Source organism: Sulfitobacter albidus (assembly GCF_018200035.1).
Taxonomy (GTDB): Bacteria; Pseudomonadota; Alphaproteobacteria; order Rhodobacterales; family Rhodobacteraceae; genus Sulfitobacter; species Sulfitobacter albidus.
Window position 1 is genome coordinate 2233795 of record NZ_CP073581.1, and the last position, 19610, is coordinate 2253404.

The 19610-nt window shown below is 66.4% G+C and carries 17 protein-coding genes and 2 pseudogenes; 9 read left to right on the forward strand and 10 right to left on the reverse strand.

The window, feature by feature from the left end:
* The first annotated feature begins 1 nt into the window (after nucleotide 1).
* From KDD17_RS10820 to KDD17_RS10840, 5 genes and pseudogenes are all read left to right on the forward strand, one after another.
* Nucleotides 2-1212, forward strand: a pseudogene (locus tag KDD17_RS10820) (acetyl-CoA C-acetyltransferase).
* 50 nt (nucleotides 1213-1262) lie between these two features.
* Nucleotides 1263-1436, forward strand: coding sequence for a hypothetical protein (locus KDD17_RS10825; protein WP_212703671.1), 174 nt, complete (start codon nucleotides 1263-1265; stop codon nucleotides 1434-1436).
* Nucleotides 1433-1660: a hypothetical protein gene (locus tag KDD17_RS10830; protein WP_212703672.1), complete on the forward strand. Its 228-nt coding sequence runs from the start codon at nucleotides 1433-1435 to the stop codon at nucleotides 1658-1660. Before KDD17_RS10825 ends, KDD17_RS10830 begins: the two co-directional genes overlap by 4 nt.
* Nucleotides 1657-2121, forward strand: coding sequence for a hypothetical protein (locus tag KDD17_RS10835; protein WP_212703673.1), 465 nt, complete (start codon nucleotides 1657-1659; stop codon nucleotides 2119-2121). The genes KDD17_RS10830 and KDD17_RS10835 overlap by 4 nt, the downstream gene beginning before the upstream one ends.
* A gap of 46 nt (nucleotides 2122-2167) precedes the next feature.
* Nucleotides 2168-4372, forward strand: coding sequence for a 3-hydroxyacyl-CoA dehydrogenase NAD-binding domain-containing protein (locus tag KDD17_RS10840; RefSeq protein ID WP_212703674.1), 2205 nt, complete (start codon nucleotides 2168-2170; stop codon nucleotides 4370-4372).
* Between the two features lie 106 nt (nucleotides 4373-4478).
* On the opposite strand, the gene KDD17_RS10845 is transcribed toward KDD17_RS10840, so the two are convergent.
* From KDD17_RS10845 to KDD17_RS10865, 5 genes are all read right to left on the reverse strand, one after another.
* The gene (locus tag KDD17_RS10845) at nucleotides 4479-5420 is read right to left on the reverse strand and encodes a permease (RefSeq protein WP_212703675.1); all 942 of its coding nucleotides are present in this window, start codon (nucleotides 5418-5420) and stop codon (nucleotides 4479-4481) included.
* A gap of 113 nt (nucleotides 5421-5533) precedes the next feature.
* A complete protein-coding gene (locus KDD17_RS10850; protein ID WP_212703676.1) occupies nucleotides 5534-5848 on the reverse strand; it encodes an ArsR/SmtB family transcription factor in 315 nt (104 codons plus the stop codon).
* 92 nt (nucleotides 5849-5940) lie between these two features.
* Complete coding sequence (locus KDD17_RS10855) at nucleotides 5941-6606, reverse strand: Hint domain-containing protein (protein ID WP_212703677.1); 666 nt, start codon at nucleotides 6604-6606, stop codon at nucleotides 5941-5943.
* Nucleotides 6607-6828: 222 nt separating this feature from the next.
* A complete protein-coding gene (locus KDD17_RS10860; protein WP_212703678.1) occupies nucleotides 6829-7476 on the reverse strand; it encodes a sulfotransferase family 2 domain-containing protein in 648 nt (215 codons plus the stop codon).
* Nucleotides 7473-8414 (reverse strand): DMT family transporter, encoded by a 942-nt coding sequence (locus tag KDD17_RS10865; RefSeq protein WP_212703679.1) that lies wholly within the window; start codon nucleotides 8412-8414, stop codon nucleotides 7473-7475. The genes KDD17_RS10860 and KDD17_RS10865 overlap by 4 nt, the downstream gene beginning before the upstream one ends.
* Before the next feature lie 87 nt (nucleotides 8415-8501).
* On the opposite strand from KDD17_RS10865, the pseudogene KDD17_RS10870 reads away from it, so the two are divergent.
* The 3 genes and pseudogenes from KDD17_RS10870 to KDD17_RS10880 all read left to right on the forward strand — a co-directional run bounded on the left by KDD17_RS10870 (nucleotide 8502) and on the right by KDD17_RS10880 (nucleotide 12057).
* Nucleotides 8502-10128, forward strand: a pseudogene (locus KDD17_RS10870) (AMP-binding protein).
* 214 nt (nucleotides 10129-10342) lie between these two features.
* Nucleotides 10343-11353 (forward strand): hypothetical protein, encoded by a 1011-nt coding sequence (locus KDD17_RS10875; RefSeq protein ID WP_212703680.1) that lies wholly within the window; start codon nucleotides 10343-10345, stop codon nucleotides 11351-11353.
* The gene (locus KDD17_RS10880) at nucleotides 11350-12057 is read left to right on the forward strand and encodes an SGNH/GDSL hydrolase family protein (protein ID WP_212703681.1); all 708 of its coding nucleotides are present in this window, start codon (nucleotides 11350-11352) and stop codon (nucleotides 12055-12057) included. The genes KDD17_RS10875 and KDD17_RS10880 overlap by 4 nt, the downstream gene beginning before the upstream one ends.
* Before the next feature lie 163 nt (nucleotides 12058-12220).
* Here the strand turns inward: KDD17_RS10880 and KDD17_RS10885 are convergent, their stop codons facing one another.
* From KDD17_RS10885 to KDD17_RS10905, 5 genes are all read right to left on the reverse strand, one after another.
* A complete protein-coding gene (locus KDD17_RS10885) occupies nucleotides 12221-13594 on the reverse strand; it encodes an SPOR domain-containing protein (protein ID WP_212703682.1) in 1374 nt (457 codons plus the stop codon).
* Between the two features lie 87 nt (nucleotides 13595-13681).
* Complete coding sequence (gene upp, locus KDD17_RS10890; RefSeq protein WP_212703683.1) at nucleotides 13682-14317, reverse strand: uracil phosphoribosyltransferase; 636 nt, start codon at nucleotides 14315-14317, stop codon at nucleotides 13682-13684.
* 1 nt (nucleotide 14318) lies between these two features.
* Nucleotides 14319-15491 (reverse strand): phosphopentomutase, encoded by a 1173-nt coding sequence (locus KDD17_RS10895; RefSeq protein ID WP_212703684.1) that lies wholly within the window; start codon nucleotides 15489-15491, stop codon nucleotides 14319-14321.
* Nucleotides 15491-16795 (reverse strand): thymidine phosphorylase, encoded by a 1305-nt coding sequence (locus KDD17_RS10900; RefSeq protein WP_212703685.1) that lies wholly within the window; start codon nucleotides 16793-16795, stop codon nucleotides 15491-15493. Before KDD17_RS10900 ends, KDD17_RS10895 begins: the two co-directional genes overlap by 1 nt.
* A complete protein-coding gene (locus tag KDD17_RS10905; protein ID WP_212703686.1) occupies nucleotides 16796-17188 on the reverse strand; it encodes a cytidine deaminase in 393 nt (130 codons plus the stop codon).
* A 147-nt stretch (nucleotides 17189-17335) separates the two neighbouring features.
* Here KDD17_RS10905 and KDD17_RS10910 point away from each other — a divergent pair, with 147 nt between their 5' ends.
* Entirely contained in the window at nucleotides 17336-19600 is a 2265-nt protein-coding gene (locus KDD17_RS10910; protein WP_212703687.1) for an NADP-dependent malic enzyme, read from the forward strand.
* The last annotated feature ends 10 nt before the right edge of the window (nucleotides 19601-19610 follow it).

Here is a 19610-nt window from a genome sequence, read left to right on the forward strand (position 1 = left end):
CATGACCGAAGCCTATATCTACGACGCGCTGCGCACCCCGCGCGGCAAGGGCCGCAAGGACGGTGCACTGCACGAAGTGACCGCGCTGCGCCTGTCGGCACTGACGCTCAACGCGCTCAAGGAGCGCAACAACCTCGAAGGGCACGCCGTCGAGGACGTGATCTGGGGCAATGTCACGCAAGTGATGGAACAGGGTGGCTGTCTGGCGCGCTCCGCCGTTTTGGCCTCTGATCTGGATGAGCGGATCCCCGGTCTTGCCATCAACCGCTTCTGTGCCTCGGGCATGGAGGCCGTGAACCTGGCCGCCAATCAGGTCAAGGGCGGTGCCGGCATGGCCTATATCGCCGGCGGCGTCGAAATGATGGGCCGCGTGGCGATGGGCAGCGACGGGGCGGCAATCGCCGCAGATCCCTCCATAGCGATGGAGCAGTATTTCGTCCCCAAGGCATCTCCGCCGACATCATCGCGACCGAATACGGTTTCACCCGCGACGAGGCCGACCAGCTTGCCGTTGCCTCCCAGCAGCGCGCGCAACGGGCCTGGGACGAGGGGCGTTTTGCCAAATCCGTCATCACCGTGCGCGATCAGAACGGTCTCGATATCCTCAGCCACGACGAGTACATGCGCCCGCAGACCGACATGCAGTCATTGGGCTCGCTGAACCCCGCGTTCCAGCAGATGGGCGAGGTCATGCCGGGCTTCGACAAGGTCGCGCTGCTGAAGTACCCGCATCTGGAAAAGATCAACCACATCCACCATGCGGGCAACTCCAGCGGCATCGTCGACGGCTCCGCCGCCGTGCTCATCGGCAACAAGGAGTTCGGCGAGAAATACGGGCTCAAACCCCGCGCGCGCATCCGCTCGACCGCCAAGATCGGGACCGACCCCACGATCATGCTGACCGGCCCCGTGCCCGTCACCGAAAAGATCCTTGCCGACAGCGGCATGACCATCGGCGACATCGACCTTTTCGAGGTCAACGAGGCCTTTGCCTCCGTCGTGATGCGGTTCATGCAGGCGTTCGACGTCGATCACGACAAGGTCAACGTCAACGGCGGCTCCATCGCGATGGGCCACCCGCTGGGGGCCACCGGGGCGATCATCATCGGCACGCTGCTCGATGAGTTGGAGCGCGCGGACAAGGAAGTCGGCCTTGCCACGCTGTGCATCGCCTCGGGCATGGGAGCGGCCACCATCATCGAGCGGGTGTAGAGCGCGTGCGGCAGGTGAACGGAAAAACGGCGAGAGAGATTTCGCAATCCTTGCTCGAGTTGACGGCGCAAGCCCTGCTCGGCAATGATTTCCACGCTTTCGAGCCGCATTTTCACCTGCCCCACCGGATCGAGACCGCCGAGAGCAAACGGACCCTGCGCACCCGCGATGACCTGCTCGCCGTCTTTGTGCAGGTTGCTGCGGATTACAAGCGCCGGGGGTGACCACGTTGGTACGCATCACCGAGGTCGCGGAATTCCGCAGCGACACGCGGATCGAAGCGACCCACATGACGCATATGATGGCGGGGGATCTGCGGGTGAACGACCCGTTCCCGAACTTCTCGGTGCTTGAATTCATCTCCGGCCGTTGGCGGATCGCGTCGAGCCAATACGCCGTCGATGCCCGCAGCCACGTGGACCGGGCCATCAACATGTTGCCGCGATGAACGATGCCTTCGGAGGAACAGAGCAAGCCATGGCGATCTATCAGGACCTGCTGGACCGCATTTCGGACAGCTACAAGCGCCGCGATTTCAGCGCCTTCGCGCAGATGGTTGCGGTGCCGCATGCGGTGCGCAGCTTTGGTCCGACCGCCTGGATCGAGGATCGTACGCAGCTGCGCGCATTGTTCGACGATATCTGCACCCATCAGGCGGCCAACGCCATCACCGACTACGACAGGCACTGTCTGGCCGCACGCTTCACCGCCGAGGATACGATCGACGGCACGCATGAGACACGGATGCTGCGGGGCGCGCAGATCGCGCAGGACCCCTATCCGGTGCGCTCTGTCCTGCGCCGGATCAACGGGGTCTGGTGGGTGACCGAATCCGACAACGCAATCGAGCCCGACGCAGGGTTGGGGGCGGTCCTGAGCCGCCGCGCCACCCCGCAAAATCAAGAGTAACGGTGCGCCCGCGCACCCCAAGCGACACGCAAACAAGGGATCAACAATGACCGATTTCACCATGAGCACCGATGCCGAGGGCATCGCCACCATCGTCTGGGACGTCGAAGACAAATCGATGAACGTGATGAGTATCAACGGCCTCGAAGAGCTGGACGCGCTGACCGATCAGGCGCTGGCCGATGACGCCGTCAAGGGCATCATCATCACCTCCGGCAAGGACGGATCCTTTGCCGGTGGGATGGACCTGAACCTGCTGGCCAAGATGAAGGCGGATGCGGGCGATGATCCGGCCAAGGGGCTCTTCGAGGGCACGATGAAGATGCACGCGCTGCTGCGCAAGATCGAGCGGGCGGGCATGGATCCAAAGACCAACAAGGGCGGCAAACCCGTCGCAGCCGTGCTGCCCGGCACCGCCGCGGGCATCGGGCTTGAATTGCCGCTGGCGACGCACCGCACCTTTGTCGCCGACAACCCCAAGGCCCGCATCGGCCTGCCCGAAATTCAGGTCGGCATCTTCCCCGGCGCCGGCGGCACCACGCGTCTGGTGCGCAAGCTGGGCGCGATGGCCGCCTCCCCGCTGCTGCTGGAGGGCAAAATGCTCGCCCCCGCCGCCGCGCAAAAGGCAGGGATCATCGACGAGGTCAGCGCCGATCCGATGGCCGACGCCCGCGCGTGGGTGCTGTCGGCCAAGGATGCCGATATCCTCAAGCCATGGGATGCGAAGGGCTATAAAATGCCCGGCGGCGCGCCCTACCACCCCGCCGGTTTCATGACCTTCGTGGGCGCCTCTGCCATGGTCAACGGCAAGACCAAAGGCGTCTACCCGGCGGCCAAGGCGCTGCTAAGCGCGGTCTACGAGGGCGCGCTTGTGCCCTTCGACACCGCGCTGAAGATCGAGGCGCGCTGGTTCACCTCTGTCTTGATGAACCCCAGCTCTTCGGCCATGATCCGCTCGCTCTTCCTCAACAAGGAAGCGCTGGAAAAAGGCGCCGTGCGTCCCGAAGGCATCCCCGACCAGCGGGTCAAGAAATTGGGCGTGCTGGGTGCGGGCATGATGGGTGCGGGCATCGCGCTTGTGTCCGCGCAGGCGGGCATCGAGGTCGTGCTGGTCGACCGCGATCAGGAAGCCGCCGATCGCGGCAAGGCGTATTCCGAGGCGTTCATGGACAAGGGCATCGCCCGCAAGAAAGCCACGCCGGAGAAGAAGGAGGCGCTGCTGTCGCTCATCACTGCGACGCCCGATCTGGAACACCTCAAAGGCTGCGATCTGATCATCGAAGCGGTGTTCGAGGATACCGCCGTCAAGGCCGAGATGACCAAGAAGGTCGAAGCCGTGATCCCCGAGGACTGCATCTTTGCCTCCAATACCTCGACCCTGCCGATCACCGAACTGGCAAAGGCGTCGAGCCGTCCCGATCAGTTCATCGGCATCCACTTCTTCTCGCCCGTCGAGCGGATGCTGCTGGTCGAGATCATCAAGGGTGACGGCACCGGCGACCGCGCCGTGGCCAAGGCGCTCGATTACGTGCGCCAGATCCGCAAGACGCCAATCGTGGTGAACGACGCGCGGTTCTTCTACGCCAACCGCTGCATCATCCCCTACGGCGGTGAAGCGAACCGCATGATCACCGAAGGGGTTGCGCCGTGGTACATCGACAACGCGGCGCAAATGCTGGGCTTCCCCGTGGGGCCGGTGCAGCTGGGCGATGAGACCTCGGTGGATCTGGCGACAAAGATCATGCGTGCCACCAAGGCGGCGATGGGCAACGCCTATCCGGCCTCCGAGGCCGACAACCTCATCGTCTGGCTCGAAGAGCAGGGCCGTCTGGGTCGCAAGACCAAGGCGGGCTATTTCGACTACGACGAGAAAGGCAAACGTCTGGGCTATTGGAAAGGCATGCAGGACAAGTACCCGCTGGCCGAAGAACAGCCCCCGCTGCAGGACGTGCAGGACCGGCTGATGTTCGTGCAGGTGCTGGAGGCCGTGCGCGCGCTGGAGGAAGGTGTGCTGATGGACATCCGCGAGGGCGACGTGGGCGCGATCCTCGGCTGGGGGTTTGCGCCATGGTCGGGCGGGCCCCTCTCATGGCTCGACATGATCGGCACGCCCTACGCGGCAGAGCGGTGTGACCAGCTCGAAGCGCAGTTTGGCGAGCGGTTCAAATGCCCCGACCTGCTGCGCGAAATGGCCGAGAAGAACCAGACATTCTACGGCCGCTTCGGGCCAGAGGCCTCCGCCGCCGCCTGATGCACATCCCCAAGGGGCGCTCTCGGGCGCTCCTTTTTCTATCCGCACCGGCGCAAAGTTTGCCCGCAAACTTTGGCCCCAAAATTTCCCCGAAATTTTGCCCGCGCTAGAGCGAGAGGAAGAGCTGGAATAGCAGACCGCTGACCAGCGATCCCGTCAGCGCAATCGCGATATAGAGCGCGAACACCTCGCGTTTGACCAAGGCCCAGACCGTAATCGCCGCAGGCAGTGACGTCACGCCGCCCGCCACCAGAAACGCGAGCCCCGCGCCCGGCGCCATGCCCTGCCCGATCAGACCGCCCACCAGCGGCAGCGCCGCATAGCCGTTGAGGTAGGCAGGCACGCCCACCAGTGTGGCGATCCCGATGGGGGCCAGCCCCTCACCGCCCAGGGTTTGCGCGATCAGATCGGCGGGCACCCAGGCCAGCATCAGGCTTTCCAGCATGAAGGCCAGCGTCAGCCACTTGGCCAGAAACAGCGTCGTCTTGACCGCCTCCGCGCGAAATTTCCCCATCCGCGCCGGATCACGCCAGAACGCCCAGACCACCGGCTGCACCGTGCGCACCTTCGAGGCACCGCAGCCACCGTTGCCCACACCCGCGCGCAGCGGATCGCGCAATCCGCCCATGGCTCCGACCGCCAGCACCACAAGCCCGCCAAAGACGCCCAGGCCCACACCGGCCAGCGTCTTGGCCAGCGCGAATTGTGTGCCCAGCACCCCGCTTGTCAGTACGAACATCGACGGATCCATCACCGGTGAGGCGAGCCAGAATGCCATCACCGCCGACAGTGGCACCCCCATCGCCAGAAGCGCCGCAATCAGCGGGATCACCCCACACGAGCAGAACGGCGACAGTCCGCCCGCCAGCGCCGCTACCGCGATCATCACCAAAGGCGCACCGGTGAACGCCCGCGCGATCAGCCCGTCCGCCCCGCTCGCGCCCGCGTAGGCGGCCACGGCAATCGAGACCAACAGAAACGGCGCGATGGAAATCAGGTTTGCGAGCGTAAAGCGGAGCGTCTCAATTCCCTGTGCGGGCACGACCATTAGCAACGCAAGCGCCAAAGCGGCGCAAAACAGCCAGACCCGCTCGCACTGCCACAGATGCAGTGCGCGGGCGTTCAGTGCCGGGGGGGCAGATCAGTCATTGTTCCTGCCTCTCATGCGGCATCGTCGGTCACGACCGACACGCCCTTGCAGCATTCCGCACTCAGAAACGACAGGGTCCGCGCCATCGCGTCAAAATCCACGCGGTTGAAAATCTGCCGCCCCTGCCGGACCTGTACGACCAGCCCGGCATCGCGCAGCGTGCCCAGATGATGGGCCAGCGTTGAGGGCGCGAGGCCCAGATGCGCCCCGATCTCACCCACCGCCAACCCATCCGGCCCCGCACGGACCAACAGACGAAAGACCGACAGGCGGCTGTCATGACCCAGGGCCGCAAGGGCGGTAGCGGAGTGCTGATGTATATCCATACACTCTTATAAAACTAGTTTTATAGTTTTGTCGAGCGGATAAGAAAGCCGCCCCATCAGGAGCGACCCTCACCACGCAGACCCGCGCCCGGTCAGACGCCCATGGCCTGCGCGGCAAATTGATCCTCGATTGCGATGAAATCCGCCAGATCCTCCGCCGCCTCACCGTCCAGAACGACATATCGCGCATCTGCCCCGCCTTCCAGAAATCGGTCCAGCGTGCACAGATCCTGCGGGCAATGGATCAGCGCACCGCCCTCGGCATAGATCACCTCATCGGCGGCAAAGTAGATCGCGATCAATTCAACCCGGTGCATCGGGCGGCGCCGCGCGATGCCGCGCACCCCCACCAGCGCACGCGCCGTCAGTACCGCAAAAGGATCGCCCTGCGCGTCCGTCACCGCATCACTTTCCACCATCACCCCCTGATCGGGCAGCAGCGTCAACTCTTCGCGGTTGCCCAGCGCGCCCGCCGGCACCACCACCGGCCACAGGCCTTCGGCGGTGTCGGGCGCGTCAAGCCACAGATGCGCGCGGCGGATCTGCGCGATCGGCTGCATGCCGTGATCGAAGGTCAGCACCTTGTCGCCGACCGCCAGCGCCTCGATCGGGCGCCAGCCCAGATTGCTCGCAACCCGCGTGCCCGCCATCAAACCGTGACCGGGTGCAACCAATCCGCCGTCCCAGGCGCCGGTCATCTCCGCCGAACGGCGGGGGCTCTGCTGTGTTTTCCAATCCAGACCGAACATCTTATCCATCCCTCGTGCTGCCCCGTTTCGCCGGGCGCTTGTTGATGAAACCACTTGGGATGATTCTCACGGCAGCCAAGCGGTGAGGTTGGGGCAAAACCGGGGCATTGTCGCGATTTCGGGTGTTAATCGCGCGTTCGTGCCAGAATTCGAACACGAACGGCGACAATGATCCACCCAAAATCCCTCAGGACGGGAAATTTTGGGGGAAAATCGCCCCGGACGCGCCCCTTATCCGAATTGATAGCCAAAATCCGCGATATCGCGCGCGCAGGCCTTTGCGACGGCGGCGCGACTGCGCGCGGAATAGGCATTGCGCCACTCTCCTGCGCGCGCGCTGCGGTTGGCGTGCGGCACCTCAAGGGCGAAGCCCAGATGCGCCTCCAGCGGCGCGATATCCTCTGCCAGATGCTCCAGCCGGATGAACAGCCGCGCCCGCATCCGCCCGGCCCTGTCGGTGACGTAGGACGCGGCGGGCGCACGGGCGAAGCTCTCCAGCACCGATGGCGTGGTCACGAACGCCTCGAATGTCGTCGCCCGCGCCAGCGCCACCACGGGGTTGTCAAAGCTCTGCGCGCGCAGCCAGTGATAATAACTCACCATCCGGTCCCACGGATTGCGCACGAGGGTAAAGATGAACAGATCGTCCAGCTCATCGGGCCGCACCACGCCCTCCAGATCGGCAAGCGTCGAATGTTTCCACAGCCGCCCCGTCTCGGGCGTGGCGCGCACCTTGTGGCGGCGTGCGCGGGCCTTGGGCGTGTCGCCCAGCATCAGATCATCCTTGGCCGCCCGCGCCTCCAACGCCAGCGCCATCGAGGTGCCGCCGGTCTTGGGCGCGTGGATGAACAGATAGCGCCGCGCGCGCGACAGGATCACGGCGCCTCCTCCGGCAGCTTCACCGCGCGCACCGGCACCGGCGTGTCAGTACGCCTCGTGATCACCGCCCCCGCGCCCGCGATCAGCACCATGCCCAAGAGCGCCAGCGGCCCCACCGCCTGCCCCCACAGCACCCAGGCCCAAAAGCTCGCGAACACCAGCAGGGAGTATTCGAACACCGCCACGGTGCCCGCCTCCCCCAGCAGATAGCCGCGAAAGATCAACCCGATCCCGATGATCGAGCCCACCGCCTGCACCGCCGTCCAGAACAAAAGATGCGGCGTATTCGGCACCCAACCGCGCAGCACGAATCCCTCCGGCCCCGCCGGCCCGCCCGCCGGCAGGATCAGCAGACCGATCGCGCCGACCACCGTGAGCACCGCAAAGAACCCCGCCGTCAGCGCCACCGTTCCCTCGCGCGCGCACCACACGCGCGTCACGACGGCCCCGACGGCATAGAACACCGCCGCCAGCACCGGCAGAAAGGCCACCGGATCCAGCGCGCGCGGATCCGGCTGGATCACCAGCAAGGCCCCCACAAACCCCGCCAGCACCGCCGCAATGCGGATCACCCCCACCCGCGCGCCCAGAAACAGCACCGATATCAGCATCACGAACAACGGCGCGGTGAACAGCCCCGCCACCACCACACCGATCGGCAACACCGACAGGCAGCCGAAATAGATCAACATCGCCGTCGCCGTGAACAGGCTGCGCCCCAGCACCGCGCGCCAGCTTAGCGGGCGGATCACCCCCAGCCCCACGCCCGCGACGATCCCCAACAGCACCAGCGCCATCACGCCCCGCAGCATGTGGAATTGCCACAGCGATCCCGTCTCGGCGATCAGCGGCACAAAATTATCCGTGATCCCCAGCGCGAACATCCCCCCCAGAATCGACGCCGCCGCCACCCCCGGCCTCAAGGCTCCGTCACCCATGCCCGTCTCCCGCTTTCGCGATTGCAAATTCCTGCCCCCTGCATATCGTGCTGCGCAGCTTGCGCAACTTTTACCGGAGTGGATCGGATGGGCTGGATGAAAGACGAAACCGGGCTGGACCGCACACAGGCGAATTTCGTACCGCTCACGCCACTGTCGCATCTGATCCGCGCGGCGGATGTGTTTGCCAACCGCACGGCGGTCATCTACGGCGATCACCGCGTCAGCTACGCGCGCTACTTTGAACGCTGCACCCGACTTGCCTGCGCACTCGCCGACATGGGCGTGATCCCGGGAGAGGTCGTCGCCACGATCCTGCCTAATACCCCCGCGCAGGCCGAGGCGCACTTTGGCGTGCCCGCCTGCGGCGCCGTGCTCAACACAATCAACACGCGCCTCGATGTCGATACCGTCAGCTACATCTTCAGCCACGGCGAGGCAAAGGTGGTGCTGGTCGACACGCAGTTTCTCGATCTCGCCGAGGCCGCCATCGCCGCCATGGAAACCTCCGGCCCCACTATCATCGAAGTGCCCGACGCGCCCGCAGGCTTCCCCGCTACCGGGCGCCACCCCACCTATGAGGATACGCTTGCCGCGGCCGACCCGGCCTTTGACTGGATCTTGCCACAGGACGAATGGGAAAGCCTCGCGCTCAACTATACCTCCGGCACCACGGGTCGACCCAAGGGCGTCGTCTACCACCACCGCGGCGCCTATCTGATGACCATGGGCACGGTGATCAGCTGGCGCATGGTGCTGCACCCGATCTTCATGCAGATCGTGCCGCTGTTTCACTGCAACGGCTGGAACCACAGCTGGCTGATGCCGCTGATCGGCGGCACGCTGGTCTGCTGCCGCGACATCACGGCGGCCAACATCTTCGACGCCATCGCGGACGAGGGGGTGACCCACTTCGGCGGCGCCCCCATAGTGCTCAACATGCTGGTCAATGCCGATGCGTCCGAACGGCGCCCGGTCGATCACGCGGTCGAAGTCTTCACCGCAGGCGCCCCCCGGCCCCGCCACCCTGTCCAAGATCGAGGCGATGGGCTTCAACGTCACCCATGTCTACGGTCTGACGGAAACCTACGGCCACGTGACCGAATGCACCTGGCGCGAGGATGAGTGGGGCCAGCTTGACCAGAAAAACCGCGCCGCCGTGAAATCCCGCCAGGGCGTGGCCATGCCGATGATGGACCGTATCACCGTCACCGACACAGACCTCCGCGATGTCCCCCGCGACGCCAAAACCCAGGGCGAGATCATGATCCGCGGCAACTCGGTCATGAAGGGCTACTACAAAAACCCCACCGCCACCGCCGAGGCCTTTGCGGGCGGCTACTTTCATTCGGGCGACATTGCGGTGCAGCATCCCGACGGCTACATCCAGATCGCCGACCGCGCCAAGGACATCATCATCTCGGGCGGCGAAAACATTTCCTCGGTCGAGGTCGAAGGCACGCTGATGGCCCATGACGCGGTGATGCTGGCCGCCGTGGTCGCCAAACCAGACGACAAATGGGGCGAAGTCCCCTGCGCCTTTGTCGAACTCAAACCCGGCGCGCAGCCCACCGAAGCCGAAATGATCGCCTTCGCCCGCCAAACCCTCGCAGGGTTCAAAGCACCCAAACGCGTGATCTTTCAGGAGCTTCCGAAAACCTCCACGGGTAAAATCCAGAAATTCGAACTCCGCCGCATCGCACAATCCCTCTGAAAGAAAGCCACCCCACCCCTGCACCCTTTCAAAAATACCTAATTCCCACCGAGCCTCCACGCCCATCCCTCTCGACCGCGCATCGGAATTTTCCAAAAATTCCGGCCGATTTTTTCGCAAAAAATCGATCCTCCCGGCGGGGTCACGCCCCATTGCCCCGCTCTGCCGCTCTGCTATCCTGCGGGCAACAAAAACGAGCCGAGCAGCCGAACCCGTGACCGCCCTGACCAGATACGCCCGCCTTGAGGCCACCGGCCTGTGGCGCCCCGACACGGGCGCGCAGCGGCAAGAGGTGATCGTGTCCATCGGGGACGCCACGCTGGTGATCAGCGATCTCAACGACACCGCGCTCACCCATTGGTCGATCCCCGCCATCGCCCGCGCGCCGGGATCCGAGGGCGCCACCTATCACCCCGACGGCGATACCGGCGAAACCCTCGACCTTCCGCCGAACGAATCCGAGATGATCAACGCCATCGAAACCCTGCGCCTTGCCGTCGCCCGCACCCGGCCGCGCCCGGGACGGTTGCGCTGGCTCGGCGCGCTGGCCTCTGTCTCGGCGGTTGCGGCGCTGGTGCTGTTCTGGTTGCCCGGTGCGATGCGCGACAACACGCTGCGCGTCGTCCCGCAGGTCAAACGCGAGGCGCTTGGCGTGGCGATCATCGACCGGGTGCAGCGCGTCGCGGGGCCGATGTGCAGCGATGCGGCAGGCCTGCGCGCCCTGCGCAGCCTCGGGCGGCGGCTCGGCACCACCAAACTCGCCGTCGTTCCGGGCCTCACCCGCCCCGCCCTGCACCTGCCCGGCGGCGTCATCGTGCTCGACCGCTCCGTCTTTGAGGATTGGGAGGAACCGGACGTCGCCGCGGGCTTCATCCTGGCCGAGCTTGCGCTGCAAGTGGAACGCGACCCGCTCGCGCGGCTGCTGGACGTCGCGGGCCCGTGGGAGAATTTTCGCCTGCTGACCACGGGTGAGCTGTCCGAACAGGCACTTGACGCCTACGCCGAGCATCTGATCACCAGCGCCCCCGATACGCCCGACACGCCCAATCTGCTCGCGCTTTTCGAGGGTACGGATGTGCCCGCCACCCCCTACGCCCGCGCCCGCGACATCACCGGCGAAACCACGCTGGCCCTGATCGAGGGCGACCCGATGCAGGGCCGCGATACCGAGCCGCTCTTGCCCGACAGCAGCTGGCTGCGGCTGCAAAACCTCTGCGGCGGATGATCCGCGAGGCGCTTGTCACGGTGCTCTGCGCGCCCGTGCTGGTGGCGCAGGCGCTGTCCCTACGCCGCCGCGCCCTGCGCCTGCAAGAAGCGGACGGCCCCCGCACTGGCCGGATTGGCACCGGCCCGCCCCTGCGCCTGCTGATCCTCGGCGACAGCTCCGCCGCCGGGGTCGGCGCGCAGACGCAGGACGCGGCGCTCGCGGGGCAGCTGACATCGGCCCTCGCCGCGCATCATAGCGTCGCGTGGCGCCTCATCGCCCGCACCGGCATCACCACCGCCGAAACCCTCGCCGAGGCGCGCCAGTCCCCGCCCCCGCCGCACGATGTGGCCGTGATCGTGCTGGGGGTGAACGACGTCACCCATCTGGCCCGCCAGCGCCAATGGCTGCGGGACCACGCCGACCTGCGCGCCCTGCTGCGTAACGCGGGCGCCAAACGGCTCTACATCAGCCAGGTCCCGCCGCTGGGCGCCTTCCCGCTGCTGCCCCACCCGCTGCGCTGGCTGCTGGGCCAGCGCGCGATCCGCTTCGACGCCGCCCTCGCAGGCGCCCTGCGCACGGCGCCCGACACCCGCTACATTCCCCTGCCCGACACGCTGGATCCCGCGGACATGGCGGAGGACGGGTTTCATCCCGGCCCCGTCATCTATGCCGCATGGGCACAGGAAATAGCGCGCCAAATCCTGTCCGAGCGCGCCATCTGACCGCATCTCAACCCGCAGCGCGCGGAACGGATGAAAACACATACGTCGAAAAGATCCGCGCAGGAGATTTTCCCTCTCCCGGCCCCGCCCCGCAAACCAAATGCGCAAAAGAAATGGCCCGCCGGATCCTCTCCGACGGGCCATTCCAGGCGTTGCTCAGCCTTTAGCGCGCCGTGGCGTTATAGCCCGCGCTGCGCAGCCGCGCGATCACGCTGTCCACCGCGCCCTGCCCCTTGAAGGGCCCCGCGATGACCAGCCGCGTTGTCTGACCGTTCTTGGTATAGACGCCGACGCGCACCGGCAGGCCCATGCGCTGGATCCGCTTGGCCCGCGCGTGTGCCGCCGCCGTATCCGTGAACGCCCCGATCTGCACGAAACCACGGCCCGCGACCTCACCCTTGGGCTGGGCGCGCTGCGCCTTGGGCGCCGCCGGGGCCGCCGACCGCGACGAATAGATCGGGGTGCGGTTGACCGTCGTCACCCGCGCCTGACGGTTGGCATTGGGTGTCAGCGCGGCGGTCGTGTTACGCAGGATCCGCTTGAGCGTCTGGCCGTTGCGCTGCACGATGCTCACCTGGCCCAGCTCCGCCGATTGGCGCGCGTAATCCACGTAAGGGTACACCAGCGGGATCGAAGCGGTCACGTCCCGCCCGTCCGCCTGATTGATCAGACGGCGCGGCACGGTCGAGGTCCAGATCAGCGACATCGCCCGGTGCCCAGCCAGCGACTGCTCGGCGCGGCGCGGGTTCAGACGGCCATCCTCCCAGACGCGGCGGTAGCCGTGCGGCACTTTCACATTGGTGGTGTTCACCCGGTTGACGGCCACGTGACGCGGCACGATGCGGCGGTTCTGATCCACCCGGATCGGGCCACCGGTGCGGGCTTGCGCGACGGCCACGGGCGCCGCCGCAGCAGAAGCCGCCGCAGCGGGCGCTGCCCGGCGCGCGGCCACAATCGGCTGCGCCTGCGGACCGCAGCGCACGTCATAGCTGCCGCGCTGCAAATACCGCTGGCTGAGCGGGGAGGCATCGGGACAGGCCGTGCCCGGCCCGGCCGCCGTGCGCACCACCGGCGCGGGCGCCGGGGCCGCAACAGGCGCCGGTGCGACTTCGACAATTGGTGCGGGACGCTTGGCCACCTGACGGACGACCTTGGGCGCGGGCCGTGGCGCGGGCGCGCGGCGTACCACGGGCGCAGGGGCCGGGGCCGCGGCGGCAGGTGCCGGATTGGTGATCGTGATCACTTCGGCGGTCTGCGTGTCCGCAGGTGCGGGTGCCTCGGTCACTTGACCGGCAAAGGTCGGCTTGAACCCGCAGACCCCGTTGCGCGTGCGCGTCACGCGCGGCACCCACGACACGTTGCCGTCGATGCCTGCGCGGATGAATACACAGCCCTTGCTGTCGACGTATTGCTTGCCCTTGAACGAGGCCGGCGGGAACTCCGCAGGCTCGCTGCCCGGACGGGTCTGCGCGCTCAGCGCGCCCGCGCTCACACTCGCGAGAAAGAGTGCTACTGATACAAGTCTGGTAAATTTCATGTCTGCCCCCACAGGATATGGGGCAGAATGTCAAACCGCAGGGGCCAAGTCTAGCGCCCGCGAAACAATAGCCTTAATTTTGCCTTATTATTTCGTGCCGAACATGCGATCGCCCGCGTCGCCCAACCCCGGCACGATATATCCGACCTCATTGAGCCGGGCGTCCACCGCCGCGGTGACAATCGGCACATCTGGATGCGCCTCTTTCATGCGCGCGATTCCCTCGGGCGCGGCCAACAGACACAGGAAACGGATATTGGTCGCGCCGGCCTCTTTGAGCAGATCAATCGCCGCGACCGAGGAATTGCCCGTCGCCAGCATCGGATCCACCGCAATCACCAGCCGGTCGCCCATCGCGTCGGGCACCTTGAAATAATACTGCACCGGCTCCAGCGTTTCCTCGTCGCGGTAGAGCCCGACAAAACCCACCCGCGCCGAGGGGATCAGCTCAAGCATCCCGTCCAGCAGGCCGTTGCCCGCCCGCAGGATGGAGATCAGCGCCAGCTTGCGCCCCGCCAGCGTCGGCGCGTCCATCTCCTGCATCGGGGTCTCGATCCGCTTGGTCGTCATCTCCAGTTCGCGCGTGATCTCATAGGCCAATAGCTGGCTGATTTCCCGCAAGAGCTGCCGGAACACCGCCGTTGAGGTCTCCTTGTCGCGCATCAGGGTCAGCTTGTGCTGCACCAGCGGGTGATCGACAACGGTAAGATGGGGATCGGACATGTCAGGCTCCTTTGACGGCTTGGGGCACATCTACCCCCAGATGATCGGCGACGAAAGACGCGACATCCGCAAAACCGATCTGGCCCAGCGTACCCGGCCCCCGCCCCGCGACCAGCACCGGCACGCGCTCGCGGGTGTGATCGGTGCCGATCCACGTGGGATCATTGCCATGGTCCGCCGTCAGGATCATCACGTCGCCGTCCCGCAGCCGGGCGAGGATCGGCGCCAGCGCCGCGTCAAACCATTCGAGCGCGGCGCCGTAGCCCGCCACATCCCGACGGTGGCCGTAGAGACTGTCGAACTCCACAAAATTGGCGAAGGTCAGCGATCCGTCCGGTGCGCTGTCCACCAGATCGCCCAGATGGCTCATCAGCTCGGCATCCGTGCCATTGCGCACCTCGTCGAACCCCTGCATCGAGAAGATATCCCCGATCTTGCCCACCGCGAATGTCGCGCGGCCTGCGTCCTGCACCCAATTGCTCAGCACCGGGCGCGGCGGCATCAGCGCAAAGTCGCGGCGGCGCGGGGTGCGGGTGAACCCGCTTTGCGCATCGCCCACAAAGGGCCGCGCGATGACCCGGCCCACGCGCATCCTGTGCAGTGCGGGCGCGATCTGTGCACACAGGTCGATTAGCCGGTCATGGCCAAACGCCTCCTCGTGCGCGGCAATCTGGAACACGCTGTCGACCGACGTATAGCAGATCGGCCAGCCCGTGCGCAGATGCTCGGCCCCCAGCGCGTCGATGATGGCGGTGCCGGGCGCGTGGCGGTTGCCAAGGATGCCGTCGGTGCCGGCCGCCCGCGCCACCAGCGCGCAAAGATCCGCGTCAAAGGATCCTTCGCGCGCGGTGAAATAGTGCCAGTCCCAATCCACCGGCAGCCCCGCCAGCTCCCAGTGGCCAGAGGGGGTATCCTTCCCGCGCGAGGTTTCCGTCGCCACGCCCCATGTTCCCGTCACCGGCACGTCAAACGGATCGTCCATCCCCGTCGCCGCATGCAGCGCGGCCCCCAGACCAAGGCCCGCCAGCGTCGGCACCGCCAGCCCCCGGTCGCGCGCGATGTGGCCCACGGTATTGGCCCCGGTATCGGGCACGTCGCCGTTGAAATACTGATCGGCATCCGGCGCGCCGCCGATGCCGACACTATCCATCACCACCAGAAACGCGCGGGCCATCAGCTCACCCTCTCAAGGATCAAATCGGGCGTCTCGACCGCCCCCGCGCCGAGGCTGATCGCCGCGCGCACCGCCCGCACGGCGGCATCCGCCTGCGCGGGGCGGCTCGCGTGCACCACGGCCAACGGCTGGCCCTTGGCCACGGGTTCGCCCAACCGCACTACGCCGCTCAGCCCCACCGCCGGGTCGACCTGATCGCTCTCGACCACGCGCCCGCCCCCCAGCGCCACAACCGCATGGCCCAGCGCCTCGCCGTCGATGGCCTGCACCACACCGGCCTGCGCTGCCGTTACCTCGCGCACCACCGTCGCCTCCGGCAAGAAGCGCTGCCACGTCTCGACAAAGCGCACCGGCCCGCCCAGCGCCGCGATCATCGCGCCGAACCGCTCCGCCGCGGCACCGTCGTCAATCGCGGCGCGAATCCGCGCGGCGCCCGCGTCCGCCTCCGCCGCCAGACCCGCCCCGGCAAGCAACGCCCCGCCCAGCGCCGCCGACAGCTCCACAATCGCACCGCTCGCGCCGCCCGTGAGCACCTGCATCACCTCCGCCACTTCCAGCGCATTACCAAGGCTGGGCACCAGCGGCTGGTTCATATCCGACAAAACGGCGGTCGTCGGGCAGCCTGCGGCGTTGGCCGTGCCCACCAGCGCCTGCGCCAGCGCGCGCGCCTCCGCAGGCGTTTTCATGAACGCACCCGAGCCGACCTTGACGTCCAGCACCAGCCCCTCCAGCCCCGCCGCCAGCTTTTTGCTGAGGATCGAGGCACAGATCAGATCAATCGAATCCACCGTCGCGGTCACGTCGCGCACCGCATAAAGCCGCTTGTCGGCGGGCGCGATGTCGCCCGTCGCCCCCACGATGGCGCAGCCAACCTCACCCACTACCGCGCGCAGCCGCGCCTCATCCAGCATCACGCCCACGCCCGGAATCGCCTCAAGCTTATCCAGCGTGCCGCCCGTGTGGCCCAGCCCCCGCCCCGATATCATCGGCACATAGGCGCCGCAGGCCGCCAGCGCCGGGGCCAGCACGAGGCTCACGCAATCGCCCACGCCGCCGGTGGAGTGTTTGTCCAGCACCGGCTTGTCCAGATCCCACGCCAGCACCGTGCCCGACGCGCACATCGCCCGCGTCAGCGCCACGCGCCCCGGCTCATCGAGCCCGCGCGCACAGACCCCCATGGCAAAGGCACCGGCCTGCGCGTCGCTCAATCCCCCGTCGGCCAGCGCGCCCGCCACCCATTCCAGATCGGCCACATCCAAGGCACGCCCGTGGCGAAGCTTGGCCAAAATCTCCCGCGCGCTCATTCAGCCCCCCAGAAACGAAGGGTCAAACGCGCCGGGCAGCAGATCGGCGATGCTGCGCGCCTCTTCGACCCCGTCCACGGTGGCCATGGTCACCACCACATCCGCCGCGCCGAACTCTGCCAGCTTTTGGCGGCACCCGCCGCAGGGCGTCACCGGCAGCGGCGATCCGGCCACGACGTAGGCTTCGGTAAACGCCGTCTCTCCGGCGGCGACCATGGCGGCAATCGCGCCCGCCTCGGCGCAGGTGCCTTCGGGGTAGGCCACGTTTTCGACGTTGCAGCCGACATAGACAGCCCCCGAAGCCCCGCGCAGTGCGGCCCCCACCTTGAACCCCGAATAGGGTGCGTGCGCGTTTTCCCGCACTGCTACCGCCCGCGTCCGCAACTCCGTCATGCCTGTCTCCTCGTCAAAACCGGACCCCGATCCTAGCGGCGGTTTTTCAAAGATGCGACCGCCTATCTGCACGCCACGAAACCTACGGTTGCGCAGGGTTGGTTTAATACTAAACTACCCTGAAATCCCCAAACCGCCGGAGCCATCATGTCCGATCCCCGTCAGGCCGCCCTCGACTATCACGCGCACCCCAAACCCGGAAAGCTTGAGATCCGGGCGACCAAGCCGCTGGCCAACGGGCGCGATCTGGCGCGCGCCTATTCGCCGGGCGTGGCCGAGGCCTGCATCGAGATCCAGAAGGATCCCGCGACCGCCGCCACCTACACCGCGCGCGCCAATCTGGTGGCGGTCGTCACCAATGGCACCGCCGTTCTGGGGCTGGGCAACATCGGCGCGCTGGCCTCCAAACCGGTGATGGAAGGCAAGGCCGTGCTCTTCAAGAAATTCGCGGGCATCGACTGCTTTGACATCGAGCTTGACCAGCCCGACCCCGAAAAGCTCGCCGATATCGTCTGCGCGCTGGAGCCCTCCTTTGGCGCGATCAACCTCGAGGACATCAAGGCGCCCGATTGCTTTACGGTCGAGCGGATCTGCAACGAGCGCATGAACATCCCCGTCTTTCACGACGACCAGCACGGCACCGCCATCGTGGTGGGGGCGGCGGCCACCAACGCGCTGCACGTCGCAGGCAAGCGATTCGAGGATATCAAGATCGTCAGCACCGGCGGCGGGGCGGCGGGCATTGCCTGCCTCAACATGCTGCTGAAACTGGGGGTAAAGCGCGAAAACGTCTGGCTTTGCGATATTCACGGGCTCGTGTACGAAGGGCGCGAGGTCGATATGAACCCGATCAAATCCGAATACGCCCAGGCCTCGGGCAAGCGTACGCTCGACGATGTGATCGACGGCGCCGATCTGTTTCTGGGCCTTTCAGGACCGAATGTGCTGACGCCCGAAATGGTCGCGAAAATGGCCCCCGCGCCGATCATCTTTGCGCTGGCCAACCCCACGCCCGAAATCATGCCCGACGCCGCGCGCGCCGTCGCCCCGGATGCGATCATCGCCACGGGGCGGTCGGATTTTCCCAATCAAGTCAACAACGTGCTGTGCTTTCCCTTCATCTTTCGCGGGGCGCTCGACGTGGGCGCCACCACGATCAACGACGAGATGAAGATCGCCTGCATCGAAGGCATCGCCGCCCTCGCCCGCGCCACCACCTCCGCCGAGGCTGCCGCCGCCTACCAGGGCGAACAGCTGACCTTTGGCGCCGACTACCTGATCCCCAAACCCTTTGATCCGCGCCTGATCGCCATCGTTTCTTCCGCCGTGGCGCAGGCCGCGATGGAAACGGGCGTGGCCACCCGCCCCATCGACGATATGGCCGCCTACCGCGCCCGGCTGGAAAACTCGGTGTTCAAATCCGCCCTGCTGATGCGCCCGGTGTTTCAGGCCGCCCGCCAGGCCCCGCGCCGCATCGTCTTTGCCGAGGGCGAGGACGAGCGCGTGCTGCGCGCCGCGCAAGCCATGCTGGAAGAAACCACCGAACGGCCCATCCTCATCGGCCGCCCCGAGGTGATCGAGGCGCGCATGGCGCGCAATGGCATGACCCTGAAACTGGGCGATGAGGTCGATGTGGTGAATCCGGAAAACGATCCGCGTTACCGCGACTACTGGGAGACCTATCACCGCCTGCTCGCCCGGCGCGGTGTCTCGCCCGATATTGCCCGCGCGATCATGCGCACCAACACCACCGCCATCGGGGCCGTGATGGTACACCGGGGCGAGGCCGACAGCCTGATCTGCGGCACCTTTGGCGAAACCCGCTGGCACCTCAACTACATCGAACAGGTGCTGGGCCGTGACGGGTACAAACCCGACGGCTCCCTGTCGATGATGATCCTTGAGGACGGGCCGCTGTTCATCGCCGATACGCAGGTACACCAGCACCCCACGCCCGAACAGCTCGCCGATATTGCCGCGGGGGCCGCGCGCCACGTGGCGCGCTTTGGCCTCACGCCCAACGTCGCGCTGTGTTCGCAATCGCAATTCGGCAATCAGGGCGAAGGATCGGGCAGCCGCCTGCGCCGCGCCCTGCGCATCCTCGACGAACGCGGCGTCGATTTTTGCTACGAGGGCGAGATGAACATCGACACCGCCCTCGACCCCGATCTGCGCGCGCGGCTTTTCCCGGAAAACCGCATGAAGGGCGCGGCCAACGTGTTGGTATTCGGCCACGCCGATGCCGCCTCGGGCGTGCGCAATATCCTCAAGATGAAGGCTGGCGGGCTGGAGGTCGGGCCGATCCTGATGGGCATGGGCAACCGCGCGCATGTCGTCTCACCGTCGATCACGGCACGCGGATTGCTCAACATGGCCGCCATCGCGGGCACGCCGGTGGCCGAATACGGCTGACCGGCGCACG